The sequence below is a fragment of the Agrobacterium sp. D14 genome, from assembly GCF_001526505.1.
Lineage (GTDB): Bacteria > Pseudomonadota > Alphaproteobacteria > Rhizobiales > Rhizobiaceae > Agrobacterium > Agrobacterium leguminum.
In genome coordinates, this window is sequence record NZ_ASXX01000003.1 from 26,922 (window position 1) to 49,273 (window position 22,352).

A 22,352-nucleotide genomic window follows, 5' to 3' on the forward strand; every position below is an offset into this window, starting at 1 on the left:
CCAACCATTCTCATAAACAGGAATTATCTTTTCTTTATGGCGCATATTTCCGTAAATTTCAGAAAATAATTCTATTACTCTTTGACAAATTCCATAAAATTAGTCAACTAATACCAATGCCTTCAGGGGCCGATTTCATATTTCCACGCTTACGGACTGGAGCCGATGTCGAATTCGAAACGGATTTTATCGCAGGCAAGGCGGGTGGCCATTCAGGCCATTCCGACGGTTCTCGGTATCGTCATCCTGAACTTCTTCCTGCTGCAGCTGGCGCCCGGCGACGCCGCCGATGTGCTGGCCGCGGAAGCGGGTTCAGCGACCGTCGAGACCATGGCCGAAATCCGCAATCGCTTCGGGCTCGATCTGCCGGTTCTGCATCAGCTGATGAATTATCTCGGCAATCTCGCGCAATTCAGCCTCGGCTTTTCGCCGCGTTACGGCATGCCGGTGGCAGACCTCATCGGCCAGCGTCTGCCCGGCACACTCGCCCTGATGGGCGCGGCACTCGGCATTGCGATTTTTGTCGGTGTGTTTCTCGGCTCGATCATGGCGCTTTTCTCCGGCAAGCTGCCGGACCGGATCATTTCCATCGGTTCGCTGATCTTTTATTCCGTGCCGGGTTTCTGGATCGGCCTGATGTTGATCCTGACCTTCTCAGTGAAGCTCGGCTGGCTTCCCTCCGGCGGCGACAGCACCATCGGCAGCAGCCTCACCGGTTTCGACGCCCTGCTGGACCGGCTGCGTTATATCGTTCTCCCTGCCCTATCGCTGGCGCTTTATTTTCTGGCGATCTATGCCCGCCTTACCCGCGCGGCGATGCTGGAAGTGAAATCCCAGGACTATGTGCGCACGGCGCGCGCCAAGGGCGTTTCTCCGCTCCGGCTCACCACACGCCATATTCTGCGCAATGCGCTCATCCCCATCACCACCATGGCCGGCATGCATATCGGCGGCCTGCTCGGCGGCGCGGTCGTGGTCGAAACGGTCTTCAGCTGGCCGGGTCTTGGCCGTCTTGCTTTCGAAGCCGTCATGGCGCGGGATTTCAGCGTGTTGCTCGGCATTCTGCTTCTCTCCTCCCTCGTCGTCATCATCGTCAATGCAGCCGTGGACCTGTTGCAGGCATGGCTTGACCCTCGCATCGGAGAAAGCCGATGAATACCTCCCAGACCGCCGCTGTCCTCGACACGGCCGACCTTGGCGTCGAAGAAAACAATCCCAAACCGAAGAAACCGGAAGAAAAAGCCTGGCCCTATATCCATGCGCCGGATGCGCTTTCGGCCCGTTCCGTCTCCGTGCCACGGCGCGGCCTGCGGCGGGAACTGAAAATCTTCCTCACCAATCCCAACGCCATCGTCGGGCTGCTGTTTCTCGCAACCGTCATCGTCACCGCACTGATCGCCCCCTTGATCTATCCCGGTGATCCCCTGGAAATGGTGGCCCGCCCGTTCCTGTGGCCCGGCCAGAACGCAGCCTATCCGCTCGGCACCGATTCCATGGGCCGGGATGTTCTGGCCGGCATCGTGCATGGCGCGCGTATCTCGCTCACCGTTGGGGTCGTGGCGACGCTGATCGGGCTCACGATCGGCATCGCGGTTGGCGCCTTCGCCGGTTATTTCGGCGGCGTCATTGACGATATTCTCGTCAAGCTGATCGAAATCTTCCAGACCCTGCCGAATTTCGTGTTGCTCGTCGTGCTCGTCGCCATCGCCCAGCCGTCGGTCACCACGGTTACATCGGCCATCGGCATCATCACCTGGCCGCTCGTTGCACGACTTACCCGCGCCGAATTCCGCGCCATCCGCGAGAAGGACTATGTGCTCGCCGCCCGCAGCCTCGGTTACGGCCATGCGCGCATCGTCTTTCAGGAAATTCTGCCCAATGCGCTGCCGCCGATCATCGTCACCTCCTCGGTCATGGTGGCCGGCGCGATCCTCATGGAAGCAGCACTCTCCTTCATGGGGCTTGGCGATCCCAACCGTGTCTCCTGGGGGTCGATGATCGGTTCGGGCCGCGATGTCATCCGCACCGCCTGGTATCTGACAGCCCTTCCCGGCCTCGCCATCGTCTTCACCGTCATTTCGCTGAACCTCATCAGCGATGGCCTCAACGATGCGCTCAACCCCCGTTTTTCGGAGGAACGCCGATGAGCAAACTGATCGAAGTCCATGATCTCTCCGTCAGCTTCGGCTCCGCCCAGCCGGTCAAAGGCGTCAGTTTCGATGTCAGCCCCGGCGAAATGCTGGCCATCGTCGGCGAAAGCGGCTCCGGTAAATCCCTGACCGCACTCGGTCTCATTGGCCTCCTACCCTCCCACGCCAAGACCGGCGGGCGGGTTCTGCTCGAGGGCCGCGACCTGCTGCCGCTTTCCGAGCGACAATGGCGCGGCATTCGCGGCCGGGATATCGGCATGATCTTTCAGGAGCCGATGACCTCGCTGAACCCGGTTCTCACGGTTGGCGAACAGATCATCGAGGTGCTGCGCATCCACGAGAAGATCGACCGGCATCAGGCCCGCAAACGCGCGATCGCGCTTCTGGAACTGGTCAATATTCCAGACGCCGGCCGCCGGGTGGATGATTATCCCCACCAGCTTTCCGGCGGCATGCGCCAGCGCGTGATGATCGCCATCGGCGTCGCCTGCAATCCGAAACTGCTGATCGCCGACGAAGCGACGACGGCGCTCGACGTGACGATACAGGCACAAATCCTCCAGCTGCTCGACAATCTGCGCCGCGACCTCAACATGGCCGTCATCCTCATCACCCATGATCTCGGCATCGTGGCGCAATGGGCGGACCGGGTGATGGTCATGTATGCCGGCCGCAAGGTGGAAGAGGGATTGCCGGAACCGGTTTTCTCCAATCCCTACCATCCCTATACGCGCGGCCTGCTCGCCGCCTCGCCGCGCGCGGAAGACGGCCAGCATTATCGCGACGGGCCGCTCATCGAAATTCCCGGCTCCATCGTTTCCGCCACCGGGGAACGCGGCTGCGCCTTCCGTCCGCGCTGTCCGAGCGCCCGCGGTTTCTGCGGGCAGTTCGTACCGCCGCTGCGGCAAATCTCGCAAGGCCGTTACGCCGCCTGCCCCTTCGTTGCTCCCACTTCCCACGAGGTACCCGATGGCGCTCTTGTCAGTGCATAGTCTTTCCACCCATTATGCGGGCGGACGCGGCACCGTGCGCGCTGTCGACGATGTCTCCCTCGATATCGAGGCGGGCGAGACCGTGGCGCTGGTGGGTGAATCCGGCTGCGGCAAATCCTCGCTCGGCAAATCGCTGATGCGGCTGGTCGAGCCGTCTTCCGGCAAGATTACCTTCAAGGGCGCGGATGTCACGGCAATGACATCGTCCGAACTGCGCGGCATCCGCCGCCGCATCCAGATGATTTTTCAGGACCCCTTCGCTTCGCTCAATCCGCGCCAGACGGTACGAACCATCCTTACCGGGCCGTTGAAGGTGCACGGCATCGGCGACAGGGCGCACCAGCGCGAAATCGTCGAGGCCATCGTCGCGCAGGTGGGCCTGCCGCCGGATGCGCTCGACCGTTACCCGCATGAATTTTCCGGCGGCCAGCGCCAGCGCATCGGCATTGCCCGCGCTTTGGTTCTGGAGCCGGAACTGGTGGTCTGCGACGAGCCGGTCTCGGCGCTCGATCTCTCGATACAGGCGCAGATCCTCAATCTTCTGGTGGAGATGAAGAAGCGGCTTTCGCTCTCCTATCTCTTCGTGTCCCACGACCTGTCGGTCGTGCGCTATTTTTCCGACCGCGTGCTGGTCATGTATCTTGGCAAGATCGTGGAAAGCGCGCCGACATCGGAACTCTGGGCATCGCCAAAGCACCCCTATACGCGTGCGCTTCTCGCCGCCGTTCCCGATCCCGCGCGCCGCAAGCAGGCGGCACCCATTTCCGGCGACCTGCCGAGCCCGCATAACCCGCCATCCGGCTGCCGGTTTCACACCCGCTGTCCGCTCGCCACCGATCTCTGTCGCGAAAAAGCGCCGGATTACACCCTTTTCGGCAAGAACCACGCCGTGGCCTGCCACCATGCCCAATAAACTGAAGGAGCAACCATAATGGTCGATTATCGCTATCTCGGGCGCAGCGCGCTGAAAGTTTCACCGCTGAGCCTCGGCACGATGATGTTCGGAGGCCCGACGCCGGATGACGTGGCCTTCCGCATCATCGACAAGGCACGCGAGCAGGGCATCAATTTCATCGACACAGCCGATGTCTATCACGACGGCAAGTCGGAAGAAGTCGTCGGTCGCGGCATCAAGGCCAGTCGCGATCACTGGGTTCTGGCAACGAAATTCGTCAACTCCCATACCAAGGGCCCGAATCTCGGCGGCCATTCGCGCAAATGGGTGATCGAAACCGTCGAAAATTCACTTCGCCGTCTCAACACCGACTATATCGATATCCTCTATTTCCACCGCGCCGTCTTCGACGCGCCGCTGGAAGAGCCGGTGCGCGCCATCGCCGATCTCATCCGCGCCGGCAAGCTGCGTTATTTCGGCGTGTCGAACTTCCGTGGCTGGCGTATCGCCGAAATTTCGCATCTGGCCGACCAGCTCGGCATCGACCGGCCCGTTGCCAGCCAGCCTCTCTACAACATCGTCAACCGCACGGCCGAGGCCGAGCAGTTGCCTGCGGCCAATCATTATGGCCTTGGCGTGGTCTCCTATTCGCCGCTCGCACGCGGCGTACTGACCGGCAAATACCAGCCGGGCGAACAGCCGGGCGCCGATACCCGCGTCGGCCGTGGCGACAAGCGTGTTCTGGAAACGGAATGGCGTCCGGAATCTGTCGAAATCGCCCAGAAGGTTGCAGCCCATGCCGCTTCGAAGGGCGTTTCGGCGGCGGATTTCGCGCTCGCCTGGGTGCTGAACAACAAGTTCGTCACCGCCGCCATCACCGGCCCGCGTACCGAAGAGCACTGGGACGGATATATCCGCGCGCTCGATGTGAAGATCGATGCGGAAGATGAAGCGCTGGTCGACAGCCTCGTCACCACCGGCCACCCCTCCACACCCGGTTTCAACGATCCGAGCCATCCCGTCGAAGGCCGCGTGCCGCGCAATCTCGAGCCCGCACACCGCCCGGCGCTCAAGCCGCGCGCGGTCGCCTGATCGTCCAGAAGACCATGCCTGCGGCGCGCCCGTGCCGCAGGCTCTCACATCCGCTCAGGGAAAACCGCAATGTCCACTCCGAAACTGCAGACAACCACCACCGACAATTCCGGCGTACCGAGCCGTGACGAGATTCTGGCCCGGGCAAAGGACATTGCGGCCATCGCGGCCAAGGATGCCGCCCGCCGCGAACGCCAGCGGGAACTGCCCTTCGATATCTTCGCCCTTATCAAGGAGGCGAAGATCGGCACGCTGCGCGTTCCCGAAGCCAAGGGCGGACCGGGCGGTTCGATTGCCGACTATATCGAAGTGCTGATGATCCTCGGCGAAGCCGACAGCAATATTCCGCACGCGCTTCGCAGTCATTTCAATTTCACCGAAAACCTCGCCCTTGCACCCATCGAGCTGGAAGACCGGCGGCATCTCGAACATGTGCTTGCCGGCAAGCTCTTCGCAGGCGCCAGCACCGAACAGGGCACCAAGCGCCCCGGCGAAATCACCACGCGGCTGAGTGCCGATGGCGACCGCTACCGGCTGAACGGCCGCAAATGGTATGCGACAGGCACGGCCTTTGCCGATTTCGGCACCTTCAGCGCCATTGGCGATGACGAACAACCGATCGGCGTGCTCATTCCGCTCGATCGCGCCGGCATCACCATTCTCGACGACTGGGACAGCATGGGTCAGCGCATGACGGCGAGCGGCGGGGGCTGCTTGAGAATGTCGAGGTCCTGCCGCATGAGCTGACGACCCGCAAACTCGGCACCCAGATCGGTCGCCACAGCTCGGCCATGCGGCAGCTGCATCTCGCCGCCTCGGCCGCCGGCGCCGTTCAGGGTGCGCTGAAGGACGGCGTGGAGTATGTGTTGCGTCAGGCGCGCACCACACTTCACAGCAGCGCCGAAACCGCCAATCAGGACCCGTTCGTGCAGAAGATGCTCGGCGAAATCAGCGCCGGTGCTTTCGCCGTGCAGACCCTGATCCGCGAAGCGGCGAGAACGCTCGACCGCACCGCCGCCGCCTTCGCCACCGGGGACGAAGAGGCGATAGAGGCAGCCCTGCTGGAAGGTTCGCTCGCCACAGCCCGCACCCAGATCATCGCCTCGCAGCTTTCTTTGACGGTCGCCACCAATCTCTATGAACTCGGCGGCGGCTCGGCGACATCGAGCGAGCGGAATTTCGACCGCCACTGGCGCAATATCCGCACTGTCTACAATCACAATCCGCTCGCGCACAAGGCGCGGGTGATCGGTGATTATTATCTCAACGGCACAACGACGCATCTCAGGGAAGGCCGGGTGTTCTGACCATGCGGAAGATGCAGGCGGCAAAGGAGAAACAGCAATGAGAACGGAGTTTATCGCTCCCGCCGGGAGCCGGGCGGCTTTTCGCCTGCCCACACTTTCCCGGCTGCCACCGCTGACCGCCTTGCGCGCCTTTGTCGTCGCCGCCCGCCATGCGAGCTTTTCGCGGGCGGCGGAGGAGCTGCATGTCTCGACCGCCGCCATCGGACAGCAGGTGAGAATTCTCGAAACCCATCTCGGCCAGCCGCTCTTCAGCCGCCAGCGCGGTGAATTGCTGCTGACGGATGCCGGCAGCGCGCTTTATCCCGGCCTTGCCGATGCTTTCGAGACCATGATCGGCAGTCTTTCCGACCTGATGGTTTCGAACGCCCGACCGCAACTGAAGGTTCTGGCGGAAGGTTGCTTTGCCGCCCGCTGGTTAGCGCCGCGGCTTGGCAGCATCGTTCCGGCGCTCGGAGACGTGGAGCTTTCCATTGAATCCCTAGAGAGCGAAACCATCGATCTCACCCATTTCGATGCCGATTGCGCCATCGTCGCCACCCATGCGCAGATTCCCGGCTTCATTCATGAGCCGCTTTTCGCCGATACCGTCAGCGCCGTCTGCACCCCGGAATTCGCTACTCGCCATGGGCTTGCAGACGAACCGGAGCGCTTGCGGGATCTCGGTTTCGCGATGTTGCGTGGCAATGGCCTGGACCCGGCCTTCGAATGGGCGAACTGGCTTCGCGCCTGCCGCGTTCCGCTCAGGCTTTCGGCAACCGGCCCGCGTTTTTCACGCCAGAACGCGCTAATAGAGGCAATCTCATCCGGCCACGGTATCGGCCTCGTGCGCCATTCGCTGATTTCGGAAGAGCTGAAAAACGGCCGGCTGATCGCTCCCTTTGGCGCACCGCAGCCGACCGCCAGCCGTTATCACCTGCTGACCAGTCCTGACAGGCGGCGGCTGCCGGAGGTCGCATCTCTACTCGCCCTGTTGCGCGAGGATATGCGCTCTCTCGAGGCCGCCGCCTGAACACGCCCGTCCCACCTCAGGCGCGTTCCCTTTGCAACTCTCTCGCCGCATAGATATTTTCCGGCCGGGGCAGGCCGTAGTGATCTCGCAACGTGTCGCCCTCATAATCCTCACGGAACAGCCCTCGCTGTTTGAGGATCGGCACGACCCCGTCGACGAAGTTGTCGAACCCGCCATTCAACCATGGCGGCATGATATTGAAGCCATCGGCCGCGCCCTCGCGGAACCAAGTCTCTATCCAGTCCGCCACCTGCTCCGGCGTTCCAGAAATCACCTTGTGGCCGCGCCCGCCGGCAAGCCGGTGCAGCAATTGCCGGATCGTCGGATTTTCCCGGTCTATGACATCGAGAACCAGCTGATGGCGGCTGCTATCCGCCTGTGCCCGGGTCGCCTCCACGGCTTCGTGCGGCAGCGGCTGGTCGAGATCGGCCGATGAGAGATCGATGCCGGTGATGCGCTGCAGTTGGCCGAGAGAAAAGGCCGGCTGGATGAGATCGTTGAAAGAGGCCTCGAGCCTGCGCGCCTCCTCTTCGGTTGACGCGATGAAGGGGCTGATGCCCGGCAGGATTTTCACATGGGCGGGATTGCGCCCCGTGGCCGCGACGCGCCGCTTAATGTCGGAATAAAAAGACCGCGCACTCTCCAGAGTCTGGTGCGCGGTAAAGATTGCCTCGGCATAATGGGCGGCGAAACCACGCCCTTCCTCCGAGGAGCCGGCCTGCACATAGACCGGCCGGCCCTGCGGTGAACGCGGCACGTTCAGCGCGCCTCGCACCCGATAAAATTCGCCGTCGTGATTGGCCGGATGGATGCGGTCGGTATCGGCGAAAAGGCCGCTTTCCTTATCCGCAACAATGGCGTCATCTTCCCAGCTGTCCCAGAGCTTCGTCACCACATCGACGAATTCTATCGCCTGACGGTAACGATCGGCATGCGGCGGATGCTTCTGGAGATTGAAGTTGCCGGCGGCCGCATCGGCCGAAGTCGTGACGATGTTCCAGCCCACCCGGCCGCCGCTGATATGATCGACGGACGCGAAGAGCCGCGCAAGATTATACGGCTCGTAATAGGTGGTGGAGGCCGTGGCGATGAAGCCGATCTTTTCGGTGACGGCGGCGAGGGCCGCCAGCATGGTGATCGGCTCCAGCCGGTGGCGGGCGGCATAGCGGATATTGGCGTCCAGCACCGGCGCATCGGCAAAGAAGATGGCATCCAGCTTGGCCGCCTCGGCCTTGCGGGCGATATCCTGATAGAGCTTTATATCGGTGACGCGATGCGGCTCGGAGTCCGGATGCCGCCAGGCCGCCTCGTGATGTCCGCCCGGATAGATGAAGGCATTGAGAACCAGCTTCTCGGATTTTCTGCTCATGGAAATGACCTCTTATTCGCTCTGAACCGAAGGGTTGGGAGGCTCTCACGCCTCCTTCGTCACCCAGGCCTTGGCGAGATTGCCGCTCAGCCCCTCCGCCCCGGTCGCATAATCCTTGATGCGGACGCTGCCGACGACCGGCTGGATGGGAGAAACAAGATTGATGACGGGAAGATCTTTTGCGATAACGGCCTGAAATTCCTTGAAGAAGGCGGCGCGTTTTTCGATATCCGGCTCCACCGCCGCCGCTTCCAGCAGCCGGTCCACCTCCGGATTGGCGTAGTGGCTGGCATTGGAGAATGGCAGGCCGATCTTGAAATTCTTGCTCCAGTAGACGCGCTGAACGCCGGCTGTCGGATCGAAGGTATTGGAGAGGGATTCCACCGAAAGGTCCCAGGCACGGTCGGTATAGACCACCTTCACATAGGTGCCGAAATCGAATTTCTGGATATCCGCCTCAATGCCGATCTTCGAGAGCGCCTGCGCGATGAAATCCGAATAGGTCTGCGGATTGAACGGGTTGGTGGTAACCCGGAGCTTGAAGCGCTTGCCGCCATCCTTGCGCGGGAAACCAGCCTCATCCAGCAGCTTTTCAGCCTGTGCGACATCGAACTTGGCGAAACCGATATCCGGATTGTGGAACTTCGCAAGGCCGGGGCTGATCGGCGTCGGCGATGGCACGGCGTAGCCATAAAGCACGGTATCGATGAGCGCCGGAACATCGATGGCATGGGCAATGGCCTGCCGGACCTTCAATTCCTTGAGATATTCATTCTCAAGGTTGATCACCAGCTGGTTCTGCTGGCCGGCATAGGCATAGATGCGGTCATCCACCTTCAGTGTCGGAATGGATTTCAGCCGCTCCAGATCGGCAAGAGCCACCGGGTTGGGGCCGATGTCCCCTTCCCCGGTTTCCAGCGCCGCAGCGCGGGCGCCCGCATCGTTGATGAGGCGGATGATGACGCGGTCGAGATAAAGGCGCGGCGCATCCCAGTAATCGGCATTCTTCTCCAGAAGAATATGGCTGCCCGGCACCCATTCCTTGAGCACGAAGGGGCCACTGCCGATGATCTGGGCGGGTTTCGGATTATCGGTCGGCTTGAAGGTCTCGAAGATATGCTTCGGTACGATGGGCGATTCAGACGAGGCGAGCGCGGTGATCAGGCCCGGCGCCGGCTTGGAAAGCTTCACTTTCGCGACCAGCGGATCGGAGGCATCGACACTTTCAACATGCGAGAAAGTGGCGCGACCGCGCGGATGGGCTTCCTTCAGCCGCAGAATGGAAAATTCCACATCTGCCGATGTCACCGGTTTGCCGTCATGGAACTTCGCCTTCGGCTGCAGATGGAAGACATATTCCAGTCCGTCTGCCGAAACGCTCCATTCCCGGGCGAGGCTCGGCTTGGGCGAAAGCTCGTAATCATAGGTCAAAAGCCCATCGTAAATCTTCGAACCGATAAACTGCGGACCGCCCGCACTGGTATTGATCGCCACGAGCTGGGTCGGCTCTGGAAAATAAACTATCTTGAGCGTGCCGCCCGAAACCGGCTCTTCGGCAGCGGCAAAGGAACCGCCCGGAAGGGCGACGAAAGCGCCGGCGGCAAGTGCAATTTTGTGAAACTGGCGTCTGGAAATGGTCATGTCTGTCTCCGAAAAAATCCGATAGCGGGCGCGGCAACTCAGTGCAGCTGCGGGAAACCGTGGCGCTCGGCGAGGATTTGCAAAATGCGTTTGGTGTCCTGAATGAAATGCGTCTCGCCCTTGGCCGTCACGTCGCTGGGCGCGTCGCCGGCGAAGATGAACAGCGGCAGCGACTGGTTTTCCTCTCCCACGGCGGCGATGACAGCCTCACGCGGGCGCTGGAAACCGACACGGCGGATATCGATCCCGGCGGCAAGGTCCGGAAAGGCGGCAAGCAGGCCTTCGATCTGGTTGCAATGTGGGCAGACGAAGCGGACACCGGGGTGTTTTGGGTCTTCAAAACCGGGGGCGATCAAAAAAAGCGTATCCTTGGCCATGGCATCCATCATGTGAGGGTGAGATTTCCAGCTCACAGTGCAGGTGGCCAGAGTGCGGGTCCAGAAAGCAATTCTTGCTTTGAAACGAAGAATTCCTTTGCGCTAAATTATTGATGAAACTTATTTTTTTGAAATTTTCACGGCTGGCATCGCTGTTTCGCCCGACCTGTTTCATGCGCAAAGTTTTTCCCTGAAACGGGCGTGCCGCGCGAAGATGTAAAAAAGGATGGAAGGCGGATTTCGGCAATAAAAAACCCGGCAAAATTGCCGGGTTGATGTTGATGATCGCAGATCCCTCCTCCGTCATGCCGGGCTTGACCCGGCATCCAGCCACGGCGCGTCTGCGCCGTGAGAGGAGTCTCTCGCGATCAAGGACTTAATCGCGCTGGACCCCGGATCCAGTCCGGGGTGACGGAGCTTGGATACCCCTTTTGACAAACACTCACTCGCCTTTCCAGGCCGTCGCCAGATCGCCATAGGCAATGTCGATGGTCGTCACGAGCGATTTCAGGCTGGTATTGCGCAGAATGACGGTCGGCAAAGCGACGATGGAGAAATTCGGCAGGTCATCGCCGGTGATTTTCTGGATATCGTGGAACTGCTCCGCCCGTTTCGTTTCGTCCACTTCAATCGCGGCGGCACGGAAAAGATCATCCACCTTTGGATTGTTGTAGTGGGCGGCGTTGACATAGGGCGCGGGTTTCTTGATCCCGTCGGACCAATAGAGGCGCTGCACGCCCGCTGTCGGATCGAACAACCGGCTGATGCCGTTCACCGTCAGATCAAAACCGCGCTCCGTATAGACTCGCTTGATGAAGGTGGCGAGATCGCCTTCGACAATATCCACCTTCACGCCGAGTTTGCCGAAGGAAGAGCGGAGATATTCGGAGGTCTTACGGAAGACGTCGGAAGGCAGGAAGGCCAGCCGCAGCGAAAAACGGGTGCCATCCGCACCCTTCGGGTAGCCGGCCTTGTCCAGCAATTCGTTCGCTTTGGCGAGATCGAAGGGATAGGTGAAAGGCTTCTCGTCATTATAGGCGGTGAAGACCGCCGGGATGTTTGAACCGGCAGGTTTCGCCGTCCCGAAGAAGATGGCGTCGTTGATGAAATTGCGGTCAATGGCATGCGCCAGCGCGTGCCGGACCTCCTTTTTCGCAAGGATCGGGTTCTCCAGATTGAATTCGAAGACGGCAGCATTGTTGAGATAGGAGTCGGTATAGACCTCCACGGCAAGCTTCGGATTTTGCCGCAGACGCTCCAGATCGCTGTAGGACACATCGGCGGTATAATCCGCCTCGCCCGTCTCCACGGAAATGGTGGTGGAAGCCGAATCCGCGACGAAACGGGCCACGAAACCGTCGAGATAGGGAAGATCGGCCTGCCAGTAGTTCGGGTTCTTCTTCAGTTTCACATAGCTGCCGCGCTTCCATTCCTCGAAGACGAAGGGGCCGGTGCCGACTGGCGCGTTACCATTCGGGCTTTCGTTATAATTTTCCGAAGCATAGGCGTGGGCCGGCAGGATGGGTGTTTCGCCGCCGGTCAGCGCCCGCAGGAGATAGGGCGCTGGCTTGGAAAGCACCACCACGGCCGTCAGCGGATCGGGCGTTTCGATGTCGGCAACATTGGCGAAGGTGATGCGCCCACGTGGACCGACCTTCTTGAAGGCCAGCAGGGAAAATTTGACGTCCTGCGACGTGAAATCCTTGCCATCATGCCATTTGACGCCCTTGCGCAGCCTGAAAGTGTGGCGCAGCCCGTCGGCCGATGTTTCCCAGCTTTCAGCCAGAACCGGGTGCGGTTTGAACTCGCTGTCGAACCGCACCAGCCCTTCGAGGATTTTCGTGGAAATGGCGCGGGTGCGCGTATTGGAATCGGAAAGCGGCACCAGCGTCGTCGGCTCGCCGAGACCCGCAAGGGTGACGATCCCGCCCTTTTTCGGCGTTTCCGCCGCCAGAGCCGGCAGGGAGGGCAACAGCATTGCCCCGGTTAGCGCTGCGCTCAAAAGCAATGTCTTACGTCTCGTAATATCCATGGATGTTTCCTCTTGCAGGCTTGTTTTTAAATGTTCAGGCAGGTTTCAGCCGGGTTTCCACCAACCGGGCAAACAGGGTGGCGCCGACGGGCAGAATGGCGTCGTCGACGATGAAACCGGGATTATGGGCGGGCACCGTGCCGGAATGGCCGAGGGTGAAAAACGCGCCGGGCGCGTGCTTCAGGAGATCGGCAAAGTCCTCGCTGCCCATGAAACGGCCGGGCTCGGTGGAAACGCGCTCGTCCCCCAGAACCTCGCGCGCCACGCCGGCGACGATCTCCACCGATGCATCGTCATTGGTGAGAACCGAGAATATGTCGCGAATATCCACCTCGGCGGTGAGGCCGTGCGCTGCGGCAATGTGATCGGAAATCGTGCGGATGCGCTCCCTTATGGTTTCGCGCACGCTGTCGGAGAAAGCCCGAACCGTGCCTGCAATCGCGGCCGTTTCGGGAATGACGTTATAAGCTGATCCCGCCTCGATGCGGGTGATCGACAGGACGGCAGGATCGGTCGGCGGCACGTTGCGGCTGACGATGGTTTGCAGTGCCTGGATCAGTTCACCCGTCGCCGGCACCGGATCACGCGAAACATCGGGGTGAGCAGCGTGGGCACCCCTGCCCTTCAACCGGATATCGAAGAAATCCGCACCCGCCAGAATGGTGCCGGGTGAAACCTTCAGATGATTGGGCGCAGCATGGGAGGAATTGTGCAACCCGTAAATCTCATCGACGGGGAAATCCTTGAACAGCCCGTCAGCGATCATGGCGCGCGCGCCGCCGAGACCTTCCTCGGCCGGCTGGAAAATGAACACCACCATGCCTGCAAAATCGCGGGTTTCCGCCAGATAACGGGCGGTGCCGAGCAGGATGGCGGTGTGCACATCATGCCCGCAGCCATGAAACTTGCCGGGATAGACCGACGCGTAGGGCAGCCCGGTCTCCTCCGGCATCGGCAGGGCATCCATATCCGCCCGCAGCCCGATGGAGCGGTTGCCCGCATGGCTACCACGCAGCACGCCGACCACACCGGTCTTGCCATAACCGCGATGCACCTCGATGCCCCAGGAGGCGAGCTTTTCGGCGACGATGCCGGAGGTGCGCACTTCCTCGAAGCCGATTTCCGGATGCTGGTGCAGATCGTGGCGGATGGAGACGAGTTCGGGAACAAAGGTCCCGATCCGGTCTATGATTTTAGGTACGGGCGTTTTGACGGGATCGACGGCGATATTCACGGTATCTCCTCAGGGCAAAAAAATATCGTTCTCGCAATCTCGACGATTGCGAAGTGTAGGGTTCGGGACTGGAAAGCAGAGGCGGAAGAGGCGTCAGAGCCTCAGGCCCGCCTCTTTCATCAGCGGCAGAATGCGTTCGGCGAAATAGTCGAGGTCCTCGCGGAAATCGTAGAAATTCAGCTGAACCCCATCGATCCCGGCCTTTTTCAAACCGACAAGCTGCTCTACCACCTGCTCCGGCGAACCGATGATTTCGATATTGCCGCCAAGATTGCGCCCTTGCTTGTGGCGCGCATCGCCACGGCCGCGCCAGGCATGGGCGTCGCTGTCGTAATTATTGGTGGCGAAGGCCCGCGTGCCGGGCTGCGATTTTCCGGCCTCGATGGCATCCGCATAGGCGATCGCCTCCTTCTCCGTGTCGCGGCTGACGATGATCGGATTGATGATCGTCTTCACCTGCCGGCCATAGGCCTTTGCGCGGGTTTTAATGTTTGTGACATGATCGGGAAGCGTTTCCAGCGCGCTGTCTATATGCGCGCCGCCGGGCGAGGTGACGAAAACCAGATCGGAATGACGGGCGGCGAAATCGATGCCTGCGGGCGAACCTGTCGCCGTCACCAGCGGCGGACGTCCGAAAGCAGGCTTCGGCGTGATCCAGCCATTGTTGATCGCCCAGGGATTGAGCTTGCCTTCATAGGAAAAATTCTCGGTCTCACCCCAAAGGCGATGAAGAACATCGAACAATTCGCCGGCCATGTCGTAGCGCTTGTCGTGGTCGATACGCTGCCAGCCAAACATTTCATGCTCGATGGCGCGGTGGCCGGTGACGATATTGATGCCCCAGCGCCCCTTGGCGATATGATCCAGCGTCGCGCCATATTTGGCGAGATGCAGCGGATGCAGAGGTCCATAAAGCACATGGATGGTGGAGATCAGCAGAATGTTCTTCGTGACCGCCGCCATGGCGCCAAGCGCGATGAAGCTGTCGAGCGAGGATTCGCCGTCATAACCGCCCTTGGGCAGCCATTGCGTGCGACTGAAGGCGATTTCGAAACCAAGCTCTTCCGCGCGCTTCACCAGTTCGACATTATAATCGAAGGTCCAGCTGTTGCTGGTCGGCAGGCTGGAGAAATTGATGTCCTGCAGATTAAGGAACAGGCCCAGCATCAGCGGCTGCTTCACCGCCCGGCTGAGCGGGCTGTCTTCGAAATCGGCCGGGCTTTTCAGGTCGAGACCTTTCAGCTCGGAACCTTCAGGCAGCGGAACAGTCAACGCCATGTCTTTTCTCCCTCGGAATGATCCTGCGGGGTGGTTGCCAACCGGACACGCAGATAGTCCTCCACGCTGCGGGGCAACCGGCCGGTAATCTGCTGGACGGTATTGTTGACGGACGCCGCAAGGCCTTTGCGGATGAGTTGGCCGAATTCGCCGATCGCCTTCTGTTCAAACGTGCCTATATGTGGCGGCAAGGCCGGGGCGGCATTGTCCGAAATTCCCACGGGCCGATGCTGGATGCGCGCCGCGATGCGGGCGATTTCCAGCGCCGACAGGGCTTCGCCACCGGTCAGCACCAGAGTGCCGGAAACAGGTGCGCTTGTGGTGAGCGCATGAACCGCGACATCGGCAATATCGTCCGCATCGATGAAGGAGACAGCCGCGTCGCCAAAGCGGGCGGGCACATCCTCCCCCTTGCGCAGCGCGGCAACAACGGGCTCCAGCGCAACCTGCATCCAGGCATTCGGCCGCAGCACCGTATACGCGATACCGCTTGCGGCCAGATGCCGTTCCACCTCGGCATGCGCTGCCCCCGAAATGGAATGTACGGCGTTCTCAATGGTCCAGTCGGAGCCGGATATTTTCACGATCCGCGACGCACCGGCTGAGAGGGCGGCATCAATGACCGCCTTCTGGTCCGCTACCAGCGTTTCACCGATGGGGGAAAGCAGAAAGACGGTCTCGATACCGCGCGAGGCCTCCTTCAGGCTGGCCGGATCGGAGAAATTTCCCTCCGCAATCTCGACCCTATCGCCCCAGAGCTTGAGCGCTTCCTCGCGCCTGCGGGTCAGCACCCGAACGCCTACCTGTTTTTGCAAAAGACGGCTGACGACCCGTTGCCCGAGCTTGCCGGTTGCACCCGTTACAAGAATGGTGGCTACCATGACCTTCTCATCTCCCAGCGGTATGTTGCGCGGCATCCCGCAGCGCAGAAATGGCGCGTGGATCGGCCCAGTCCTGCACATCGAAATCTTCGGGGATGAATTTCCATTCCTGCAGGAAATCCTTGAAGTGGCTGAGCGCCTCCAGTTCCGCCGGATCGAGATCGAGCCGCAGATTGCGGTGTACATCCGGGCCATTCGCAGCCAGAACCGCCTCCTCGCTGACGCCGATCTCGCGGGCGATGAAACACACGGCTTCCGCCGGATTGTCATTTGCCCATTGGGCAACCCGCTGTACGGTGGCGACGAGTTCCGCCACCAGATCGGGCCGCTCATCGGCAAAGGTGGCGTCCACCGTCAAGGGGCGCGGCGTGCCGTTGTTGATGCGGATTTTCGGATCGGGGTGAAACCCCGTCGACACCACGACCTGCGCACCGATGAGATTGGCGACGGTGACGCCTTCCGCCCCCTTGACGAAAAACGCATCGATCTGGCCCCGATGCAACGCCGCAATCTCCTCGCCATAAGGAAACCGCCGGCGCAGACCATGGAACCTGTCGTCAGAAGGATCGAGCAACACCGGCTCTTTCGCCGTGAGATCGACAAGCTCGACATCCGCAACGGCGAGGCTCGAGACCGTCAGCGCCGAAACGATGCCCTTCAGGGATGTCGCACGCTGGAAATCGATGGTTTCATTCGGCCGTTTCGGCAGGCCGATGCGCCGTCCCTTTAGGTCGCTGCCCTTGCTTATTCCGCTTGCTGGCAAAGCGATGACGGCCTGAAACTCATCGGTCCTCGTCAACCCCACCAGCCGTGTTTTCCGGCCGCCTGATTTCGCCCAGATCGGCGGAATATTGCCGCCCTGACGGAAGGACCAGTCCAGACGATGATCGAAATGGCTCTGGCGAATGGCCGGATCGGCCGCGTCGCGAATGGAGGAAACAGAGATACCATGGACGCCGAAACTGTCCTCGATCCAGCCCAGTTGCGCCGCGATGGAAAGCGGCGTGGGCGCCGGGCAGCGTGTGTACCACACGGTTACGGGTTGGGTTATCTGGCGAAGGGCGGCATCAGCCATGGCGTTCGTCCTCGAAATTGCGATCTGGACGGCACGCTACACGCCATAAAATATTTTCTATAGATAAAGTGTACTATTTCAGGCGCGATTGGGGAAATTCGTTTCCATCTTGTGAGCGCTTCGCCAAGACGACGGAATATCCTTTGGAGAATGGCAAGATTTCGGGTCGGATTCCCCAGCCTGCCTCACCCATCTCTCACATTCGACCGCCGCTTGGGTGCTGCCACGGATGAAAGTTTTTCTTCTCCGAGCAGCAAGGATTTTTAACTCGCGACCGGACCCCCGGCTGTTACGCTTCCCGCAATTGCGCCGGTCATACGGGCCGGCAATCCAACAGACCTGAAAGAAACGTGGCAGCATGAGCAAGACCAAACGCCGGCTTAATCTCAATGTCGGCATCAACACCACCGGATACCTCGCCAATGCCTGGAAATACCGGAGCGGAGACCGGCACGACATCAACGACATAGGCTATTATCGCCGGCTGACGGAGCTGGCCCATAAGGGCCGGTTCGACGCCGTTTTCCTTTCCGACCACCCGGCATTGCTGACCGACCCGGCAAGCCGCCCGTTTCACACCATCGACCCGCTCATTCTCTCGACATCGCTTGCCGCACAGGTGCCGGATATCGGCTTTGTGGCAACGGTGTCCTCCACCTATAATTCGCCCTATAATTTCGCCAGACGAACCCAATCCATCGATCTCGTTACCGGCGGCCGGCTGATCGTCAATATCGTTTCTTCCTTCAATCCCAATGTCGCCGCCAATTTCGGCAACGATCCGCTGCCGCCGCGCAGCGAGAGATATGCCAAGGCCACCGAATTTCTCGACGTGGCGAAAAAACTCTGGTCGAGCTGGGATCCGCGCCGCGAAGGCGAAGTGCCGGAAGAGCGCTTCTGGGATGCGGCGACGGCCGAGACCATCGATCACGAGGGGCAATATTTCCATGTCAAAGGCCCGCTCAACGTTCCTCGCGGGCCGCAGGGGCATCCCGTCATCGCGCAGGCCGGCGCCTCCGAAGGCGGCATCGATCTGGCGGCACGCCATGGCGAGATCATCTATTGCAACATCCTGTCACGCCCGGCAGGTCAGGCCTTCGGCAAGAAGGTCCGCGACCGCGCCGTCTCCCTCGGCCGCGATCCATCCCGCATCCGCATCGTTCCCGGCCTCGTCGTTATTCTCGGCGAGACCCGGGAAGAAGCGTTACGCAAACACGAACTGTATAGCGGAACGGGCTCCGAAGACGGTCTGCTGGCGCGCTTCGCCAAGGAAAACGGCATCGATCCCCGCGATTTCAATCCCGATGTGAAACTCGATGCGGAACGTTTCATCCCGGACCAGAACCGGCAATGGGCGGTGGGCATGGGGCTTGGCCTTTCTGACCTGTTGAGCCATGAAAAACTCACCGCCCGCGAGGCCGTGCGCCGCTCGGAGGGGCACCACCGGCTGCTGCTTGGCACGCCGGAAGAGGTGGCGGATGGGATTATCGATCTCTGGCAGGACGGCACGGTGGATGGTTACACCCTGCAGCCGCCGCGAGCACCTGACGACATTGCTGAATTCGTCGAAAAGGTCGTGCCGGTGCTGCAGGATCGCGGTGTTTACCCGCGCGAATATGAAGGCGCGACAATACGTGACCGCTATGGCCTGCCTTATCCAGATTGAACGGCAGATACGGCGCTGTTGAAGGTGTCCTCCCGCTATTCCCGCTGGAGGCGGGAATAGCGGGAACGGGGCATTTTATTGGCCCGTCGCCACTTTCAAAACGGGCCGCCTGCCGGAAAGCTGCGGCAGGACGGAGGCGAAATCCGTGACGATCTGGCGATAATCTTCCGGCTGGAACTCATAGGGCAGTTCGAGGCGGAATTCCGAGACGTGCGGCAGAACGGGATCGCGCGACAGTTTCTCCAGAATCTCGTTGGTCGTCCCAACGATATCAGGCAGGAAAAGCGTGCGGCGCGCGCCATGCGGCGAGGTCGTGCGCCTGTCACGCTCGGCGGCGAATTCCTGATAACGGCGACGGGTCGCGGGGCTTGCGCTATCGGTCGGCAGGATCACGCGGCCAAGAGCGACACGCGGCTGGCGCTCATGCGCCCATTCCTGCCGGAAGCGGCTGACCAATGCCGCCTGCGCGGTCAGAAAATCATCGGTATTTTCGCCGCTGACGATATTCCCTGTCAGAAGATTGAACCCTGCCTTCCCCGCCCAGCGCGCGGAATTCTGCGATCCGCCGCCGTACCATAGCCGATCCGTCAGCCCCTCGGCGACTGGCCGCAGGCGTGGCACCTGTGCACCCGCCGCATTGCCCGCTTCCGTCTCGCTGGATAGCGGTTCCGATCTCAAGGCCCTCGCCAGCCTTTCGGCGCGGGCGTGGCTGTAATCCGCATCGGGAACCGTATCGACATAGTCCGAAATAAGATGGGCGAAGGGCGGCGCGCCCACCGAAACCCCGACATTCAATCGCCCACGCGACAGGACATCCACGGTGGCCAGATCTTCCGCCAGCCGGAAGGGATTTTCGTAACCAAGCTGAATGACAGCGGTGCCGAGGCCGATCCGTTTCGTGCGCTGCGATGCCGCCGCGAGGAAAGTAGCTGCCGATGACACGCCCCGTTCCAGATGGCGCTGGCGAACCCAGGCACTGTGATAACCCAGCGCCTCTCCGGCTTCGAAAAGCTGCAGGGTTTCTTCCAGCCCGTCGGCAGGATCATCATCGTGATAATTGCCGGGAACCAGAAAGGCGAAGTGGGAGATATGGGAAAGGGGCATGGCTGTAAGGTCCGGAAATGAGTGTTGAAGCTCAGCAGCGCAGATGCAGCCATCCCCGTTCCGGACAGCCGTTCAATGCGGCGCATACCCACGCAGAATGCATGATGACAGGCACGGCTGGCACGGCATGTTCGTTTATAGTCCCGGCCTTTGTTGAAAGATCATTGCGCGATTCAATAGTCTACTAAAATTATGGATTACCACCCCTCCTTTGGAATAGGCCGCGCTCACGCCTCCCGCTGGACCTTCTTCTCCGAATGGCAAGATATCCCTCAGTCGCCCTCTCACATTGAAGAGCTGTGCAACACGATGCGCAAATGGCCTTGATTTTCCGCACCAACATGTAATACAGATTACCATACATGTTGACAAATAACACATACATGTATGACATTGCAGCAATCACAAACGCTGCCATACCTGCATGAGGGAGGAATTATGATCATCACCGACGTCGAGGTCCGTGTTTTCCGCACGACGACCCGTCGCCACTCGGACAGCGCCGGTCACGCGCATCCGGGGCCGGCGCATCAGGTGGAACAGGCCATGCTGACCATCCGCACGGAAGATGGTCAGGAAGGTCACTCCTTCACCGCGCCGGAGATCGTTCGCCCGCATGTCATCGAAAAATTCGTCAAGAAAGTCCTGATCGGCGAGGACCATCGCGACCGCGAACGGCTATGGCAGGACCTTGCCCATTGGCAACGTGGATCGGCCGCGCAGCTGACCGACCGCACGCTGGCGGTGGTGGATTGCGCCCTGTGGGACCTTGCCGGCCGCTCGCTCAATCAACCTGTATACAAGTTGATCGGCAGCTATCGCGACAAGGTGCTCGCCTATGGCTCCATCATGTGCGGCGACGAGCTTGAAGGCGGGCTGGCGACGCCGGAAGATTACGGCCGCTTTGCCGAAACGCTGGTGAAACGCGGTTACAAGGGCATCAAGCTGCACACCTGGATGCCGCCCGTCAGCTGGGCACCGGATGTGAAAATGGACCTCAAGGCCTGCGCCGCCGTGCGCGAGGCGGTTGGCCCCGATATTCGCCTGATGATCGACGCTTTCCACTGGTATTCCCGCACCGATGCGCTGGCGCTGGGGCGTGGCCTCGAAAAACTCGGTTTCGACTGGATCGAGGAGCCGATGGATGAACAGTCGCTGTCCTCCTACAAATGGCTTTCCGACAATCTCGATATTCCGGTCGTCGGCCCGGAAAGCGCTGCCGGCAAGCATTGGCATCGCGCCGAATGGATCAAGGCCGGCGCCTGCGATATTCTGCGCACTGGCGTCAACGATGTCGGTGGCATCACTCCGGCGCTGAAGACCATGCATCTGGCCGAGGCCTTTGGTATGGAGTGCGAAGTCCATGGTAACACGGCCATGAACCTGCACGTTGTCGCCGCCACCAAGAATTGCCGCTGGTATGAGCGCGGCCTGTTGCACCCCTTCCTCGAATATGATGACGGCCACGATTATCTGAAATCGCTGTCCGACCCGATGGACCGCGACGGCTTCGTGCATGTCCCTGATCGGCCGGGCCTTGGCGAGGACATCGATTTTACCTTCATCGACAACAACCGGGTGAGGTAACGGGCGATGAAAACGGTGCTCGCCTTCGGAGACAGCCTCACCTGGGGCGCGGACCCGGCAACGGGTCTGCGGCACCCCGCCGAACACCGCTGGCCGGAGGTGCTGGAGGCCGCGCTTTCCGGAAAGGTGAAGGTTCACCCGGAAGGGCTTGGCGGGCGCACCACCTGTTACGACGACCATGCCGGCCCGGCCTGCCGCAATGGCGCGCGGGCGCTGGAAATCGCGCTGTCCTGCCACATGCCGCTCGATCTCGTCATCATCATGCTCGGCACCAACGACATCAAACCGGTGCATGGCGGGCGGGCGGAAGCCGCCGTTTCCGGCATGCGGCGGCTGGCGCAGATCGTCGAAACCTTCATTTACAAACCGCGCGAGGCCGTGCCGAAACTGCTGATTGTCTCCCCGCCGTCCTGTGTCGCAGGCCCGGGCGGAGAACCGGCGGGCGGGCGGGATATCGGGCAATCGCTGCGGCTTGCGCCGCTTTACCGCGAACTTGCCGGCGAACTCGGTCATGCCTTCTTTGATGCCGGATCGGTTGCCTGCGCCTCACCGGTCGATGGCGTGCATCTGGATGCGCCGGCAACGACGGCAATCGGCCGGGCGCTCGCAGCTCCGGTCAGAGAGATTCTTGGCTGATCCTGCAACGCCCGAGGAGGAACCGGG

General features: G+C 60.8%; 19 protein-coding genes and 1 pseudogene. 10 read left to right on the forward strand and 10 right to left on the reverse strand.

All coding sequences use genetic code 11. The features are described from left to right. The first annotated feature begins 165 nt into the window (after positions 1–165). The 7 genes and pseudogenes from L901_RS03280 (at position 166) to L901_RS03310 (ending at position 7,445) form a co-directional block, all read left to right on the forward strand. Positions 166–1,155 (forward strand): ABC transporter permease, encoded by a 990-nt coding sequence (locus tag L901_RS03280; RefSeq protein ID WP_059753435.1) that lies wholly within the window; start codon positions 166–168, stop codon positions 1,153–1,155. Next, positions 1,152–2,147, forward strand: a complete 996-nt coding sequence (locus tag L901_RS03285; protein ID WP_059753439.1) for an ABC transporter permease — start codon at positions 1,152–1,154, stop codon at positions 2,145–2,147. Before L901_RS03280 ends, L901_RS03285 begins: the two co-directional genes overlap by 4 nt. After that, positions 2,144–3,142, forward strand: coding sequence for an ABC transporter ATP-binding protein (locus L901_RS03290; RefSeq protein ID WP_059753442.1), 999 nt, complete (start codon positions 2,144–2,146; stop codon positions 3,140–3,142). The genes L901_RS03285 and L901_RS03290 overlap by 4 nt, the downstream gene beginning before the upstream one ends. After that, positions 3,120–4,055 (forward strand): ABC transporter ATP-binding protein, encoded by a 936-nt coding sequence (locus tag L901_RS03295; RefSeq protein WP_059753444.1) that lies wholly within the window; start codon positions 3,120–3,122, stop codon positions 4,053–4,055. Before L901_RS03290 ends, L901_RS03295 begins: the two co-directional genes overlap by 23 nt. Positions 4,056–4,073: 18 nt before the next feature. Then, entirely contained in the window at positions 4,074–5,129 is a 1,056-nt protein-coding gene (locus tag L901_RS03300) for an aldo/keto reductase (protein ID WP_003524705.1), read from the forward strand. Between the two features lie 69 nt (positions 5,130–5,198). Then, a pseudogene (locus L901_RS03305) lies at positions 5,199–6,436 on the forward strand (acyl-CoA dehydrogenase family protein). Positions 6,437–6,473: 37 nt separating this feature from the next. Then, positions 6,474–7,445 (forward strand): LysR substrate-binding domain-containing protein, encoded by a 972-nt coding sequence (locus L901_RS03310; RefSeq protein ID WP_059753447.1) that lies wholly within the window; start codon positions 6,474–6,476, stop codon positions 7,443–7,445. 16 nt (positions 7,446–7,461) lie between these two features. Here the strand turns inward: L901_RS03310 and L901_RS03315 are convergent, their stop codons facing one another. The 9 genes from L901_RS03315 to L901_RS03350 all read right to left on the reverse strand — a co-directional run bounded on the left by L901_RS03315 (position 7,462) and on the right by L901_RS03350 (position 17,332). Beyond that, positions 7,462–8,814 carry an LLM class flavin-dependent oxidoreductase gene (locus L901_RS03315; RefSeq protein ID WP_059753450.1) on the reverse strand — a complete coding sequence of 451 codons (1,353 nt, stop codon included), beginning with the start codon at positions 8,812–8,814 and terminating at the stop codon, positions 7,462–7,464. 45 nt (positions 8,815–8,859) lie between these two features. Beyond that, complete coding sequence (locus L901_RS03320) at positions 8,860–10,455, reverse strand: ABC transporter substrate-binding protein (RefSeq protein WP_059753453.1); 1,596 nt, start codon at positions 10,453–10,455, stop codon at positions 8,860–8,862. Between the two features lie 38 nt (positions 10,456–10,493). Then, positions 10,494–10,844, reverse strand: a complete 351-nt coding sequence (locus L901_RS03325; RefSeq protein WP_059753456.1) for a DUF3088 domain-containing protein — start codon at positions 10,842–10,844, stop codon at positions 10,494–10,496. Next, positions 10,792–11,139 carry a hypothetical protein gene (locus tag L901_RS26835; protein ID WP_183044121.1) on the reverse strand — a complete coding sequence of 116 codons (348 nt, stop codon included), beginning with the start codon at positions 11,137–11,139 and terminating at the stop codon, positions 10,792–10,794. Before L901_RS26835 ends, L901_RS03325 begins: the two co-directional genes overlap by 53 nt. A 135-nt stretch (positions 11,140–11,274) precedes the next feature. Beyond that, the gene (locus L901_RS03330; RefSeq protein WP_020813135.1) at positions 11,275–12,864 is read right to left on the reverse strand and encodes an ABC transporter substrate-binding protein; all 1,590 of its coding nucleotides are present in this window, start codon (positions 12,862–12,864) and stop codon (positions 11,275–11,277) included. Positions 12,865–12,898: 34 nt separating this feature from the next. Further along, on the reverse strand, positions 12,899–14,098 hold the full coding sequence (locus tag L901_RS03335) for a M20 aminoacylase family protein (RefSeq protein WP_059753459.1): 1,200 nt from the start codon (positions 14,096–14,098) through the stop codon (positions 12,899–12,901). Between the two features lie 93 nt (positions 14,099–14,191). After that, positions 14,192–15,376 carry an LLM class flavin-dependent oxidoreductase gene (locus tag L901_RS03340; protein WP_059753463.1) on the reverse strand — a complete coding sequence of 395 codons (1,185 nt, stop codon included), beginning with the start codon at positions 15,374–15,376 and terminating at the stop codon, positions 14,192–14,194. Beyond that, a complete protein-coding gene (locus L901_RS03345; RefSeq protein ID WP_059753465.1) occupies positions 15,367–16,257 on the reverse strand; it encodes an NmrA family NAD(P)-binding protein in 891 nt (296 codons plus the stop codon). The genes L901_RS03340 and L901_RS03345 overlap by 10 nt, the downstream gene beginning before the upstream one ends. A gap of 7 nt (positions 16,258–16,264) precedes the next feature. Continuing rightward, positions 16,265–17,332 carry an ABC transporter substrate-binding protein gene (locus L901_RS03350; protein ID WP_059753468.1) on the reverse strand — a complete coding sequence of 356 codons (1,068 nt, stop codon included), beginning with the start codon at positions 17,330–17,332 and terminating at the stop codon, positions 16,265–16,267. Positions 17,333–17,690: 358 nt separating this feature from the next. Here L901_RS03350 and L901_RS03355 point away from each other — a divergent pair, with 358 nt between their 5' ends. Continuing rightward, positions 17,691–18,998, forward strand: a complete 1,308-nt coding sequence (locus L901_RS03355) for an NtaA/DmoA family FMN-dependent monooxygenase (protein ID WP_059753471.1) — start codon at positions 17,691–17,693, stop codon at positions 18,996–18,998. Positions 18,999–19,073: 75 nt separating this feature from the next. Here the strand turns inward: L901_RS03355 and L901_RS03360 are convergent, their stop codons facing one another. Continuing rightward, positions 19,074–20,102, reverse strand: coding sequence for an LLM class flavin-dependent oxidoreductase (locus L901_RS03360; protein ID WP_059753473.1), 1,029 nt, complete (start codon positions 20,100–20,102; stop codon positions 19,074–19,076). Positions 20,103–20,540: 438 nt separating this feature from the next. On the opposite strand from L901_RS03360, the gene L901_RS03365 reads away from it, so the two are divergent. Together L901_RS03365 and L901_RS03370 are read left to right on the forward strand one after the other, a co-directional pair. Next, positions 20,541–21,689, forward strand: coding sequence for a mandelate racemase family protein (locus L901_RS03365; RefSeq protein ID WP_059753476.1), 1,149 nt, complete (start codon positions 20,541–20,543; stop codon positions 21,687–21,689). Positions 21,690–21,695: 6 nt separating this feature from the next. Further along, the gene (locus L901_RS03370; protein WP_059753478.1) at positions 21,696–22,325 is read left to right on the forward strand and encodes an SGNH/GDSL hydrolase family protein; all 630 of its coding nucleotides are present in this window, start codon (positions 21,696–21,698) and stop codon (positions 22,323–22,325) included. The last annotated feature ends 27 nt before the right edge of the window (positions 22,326–22,352 follow it).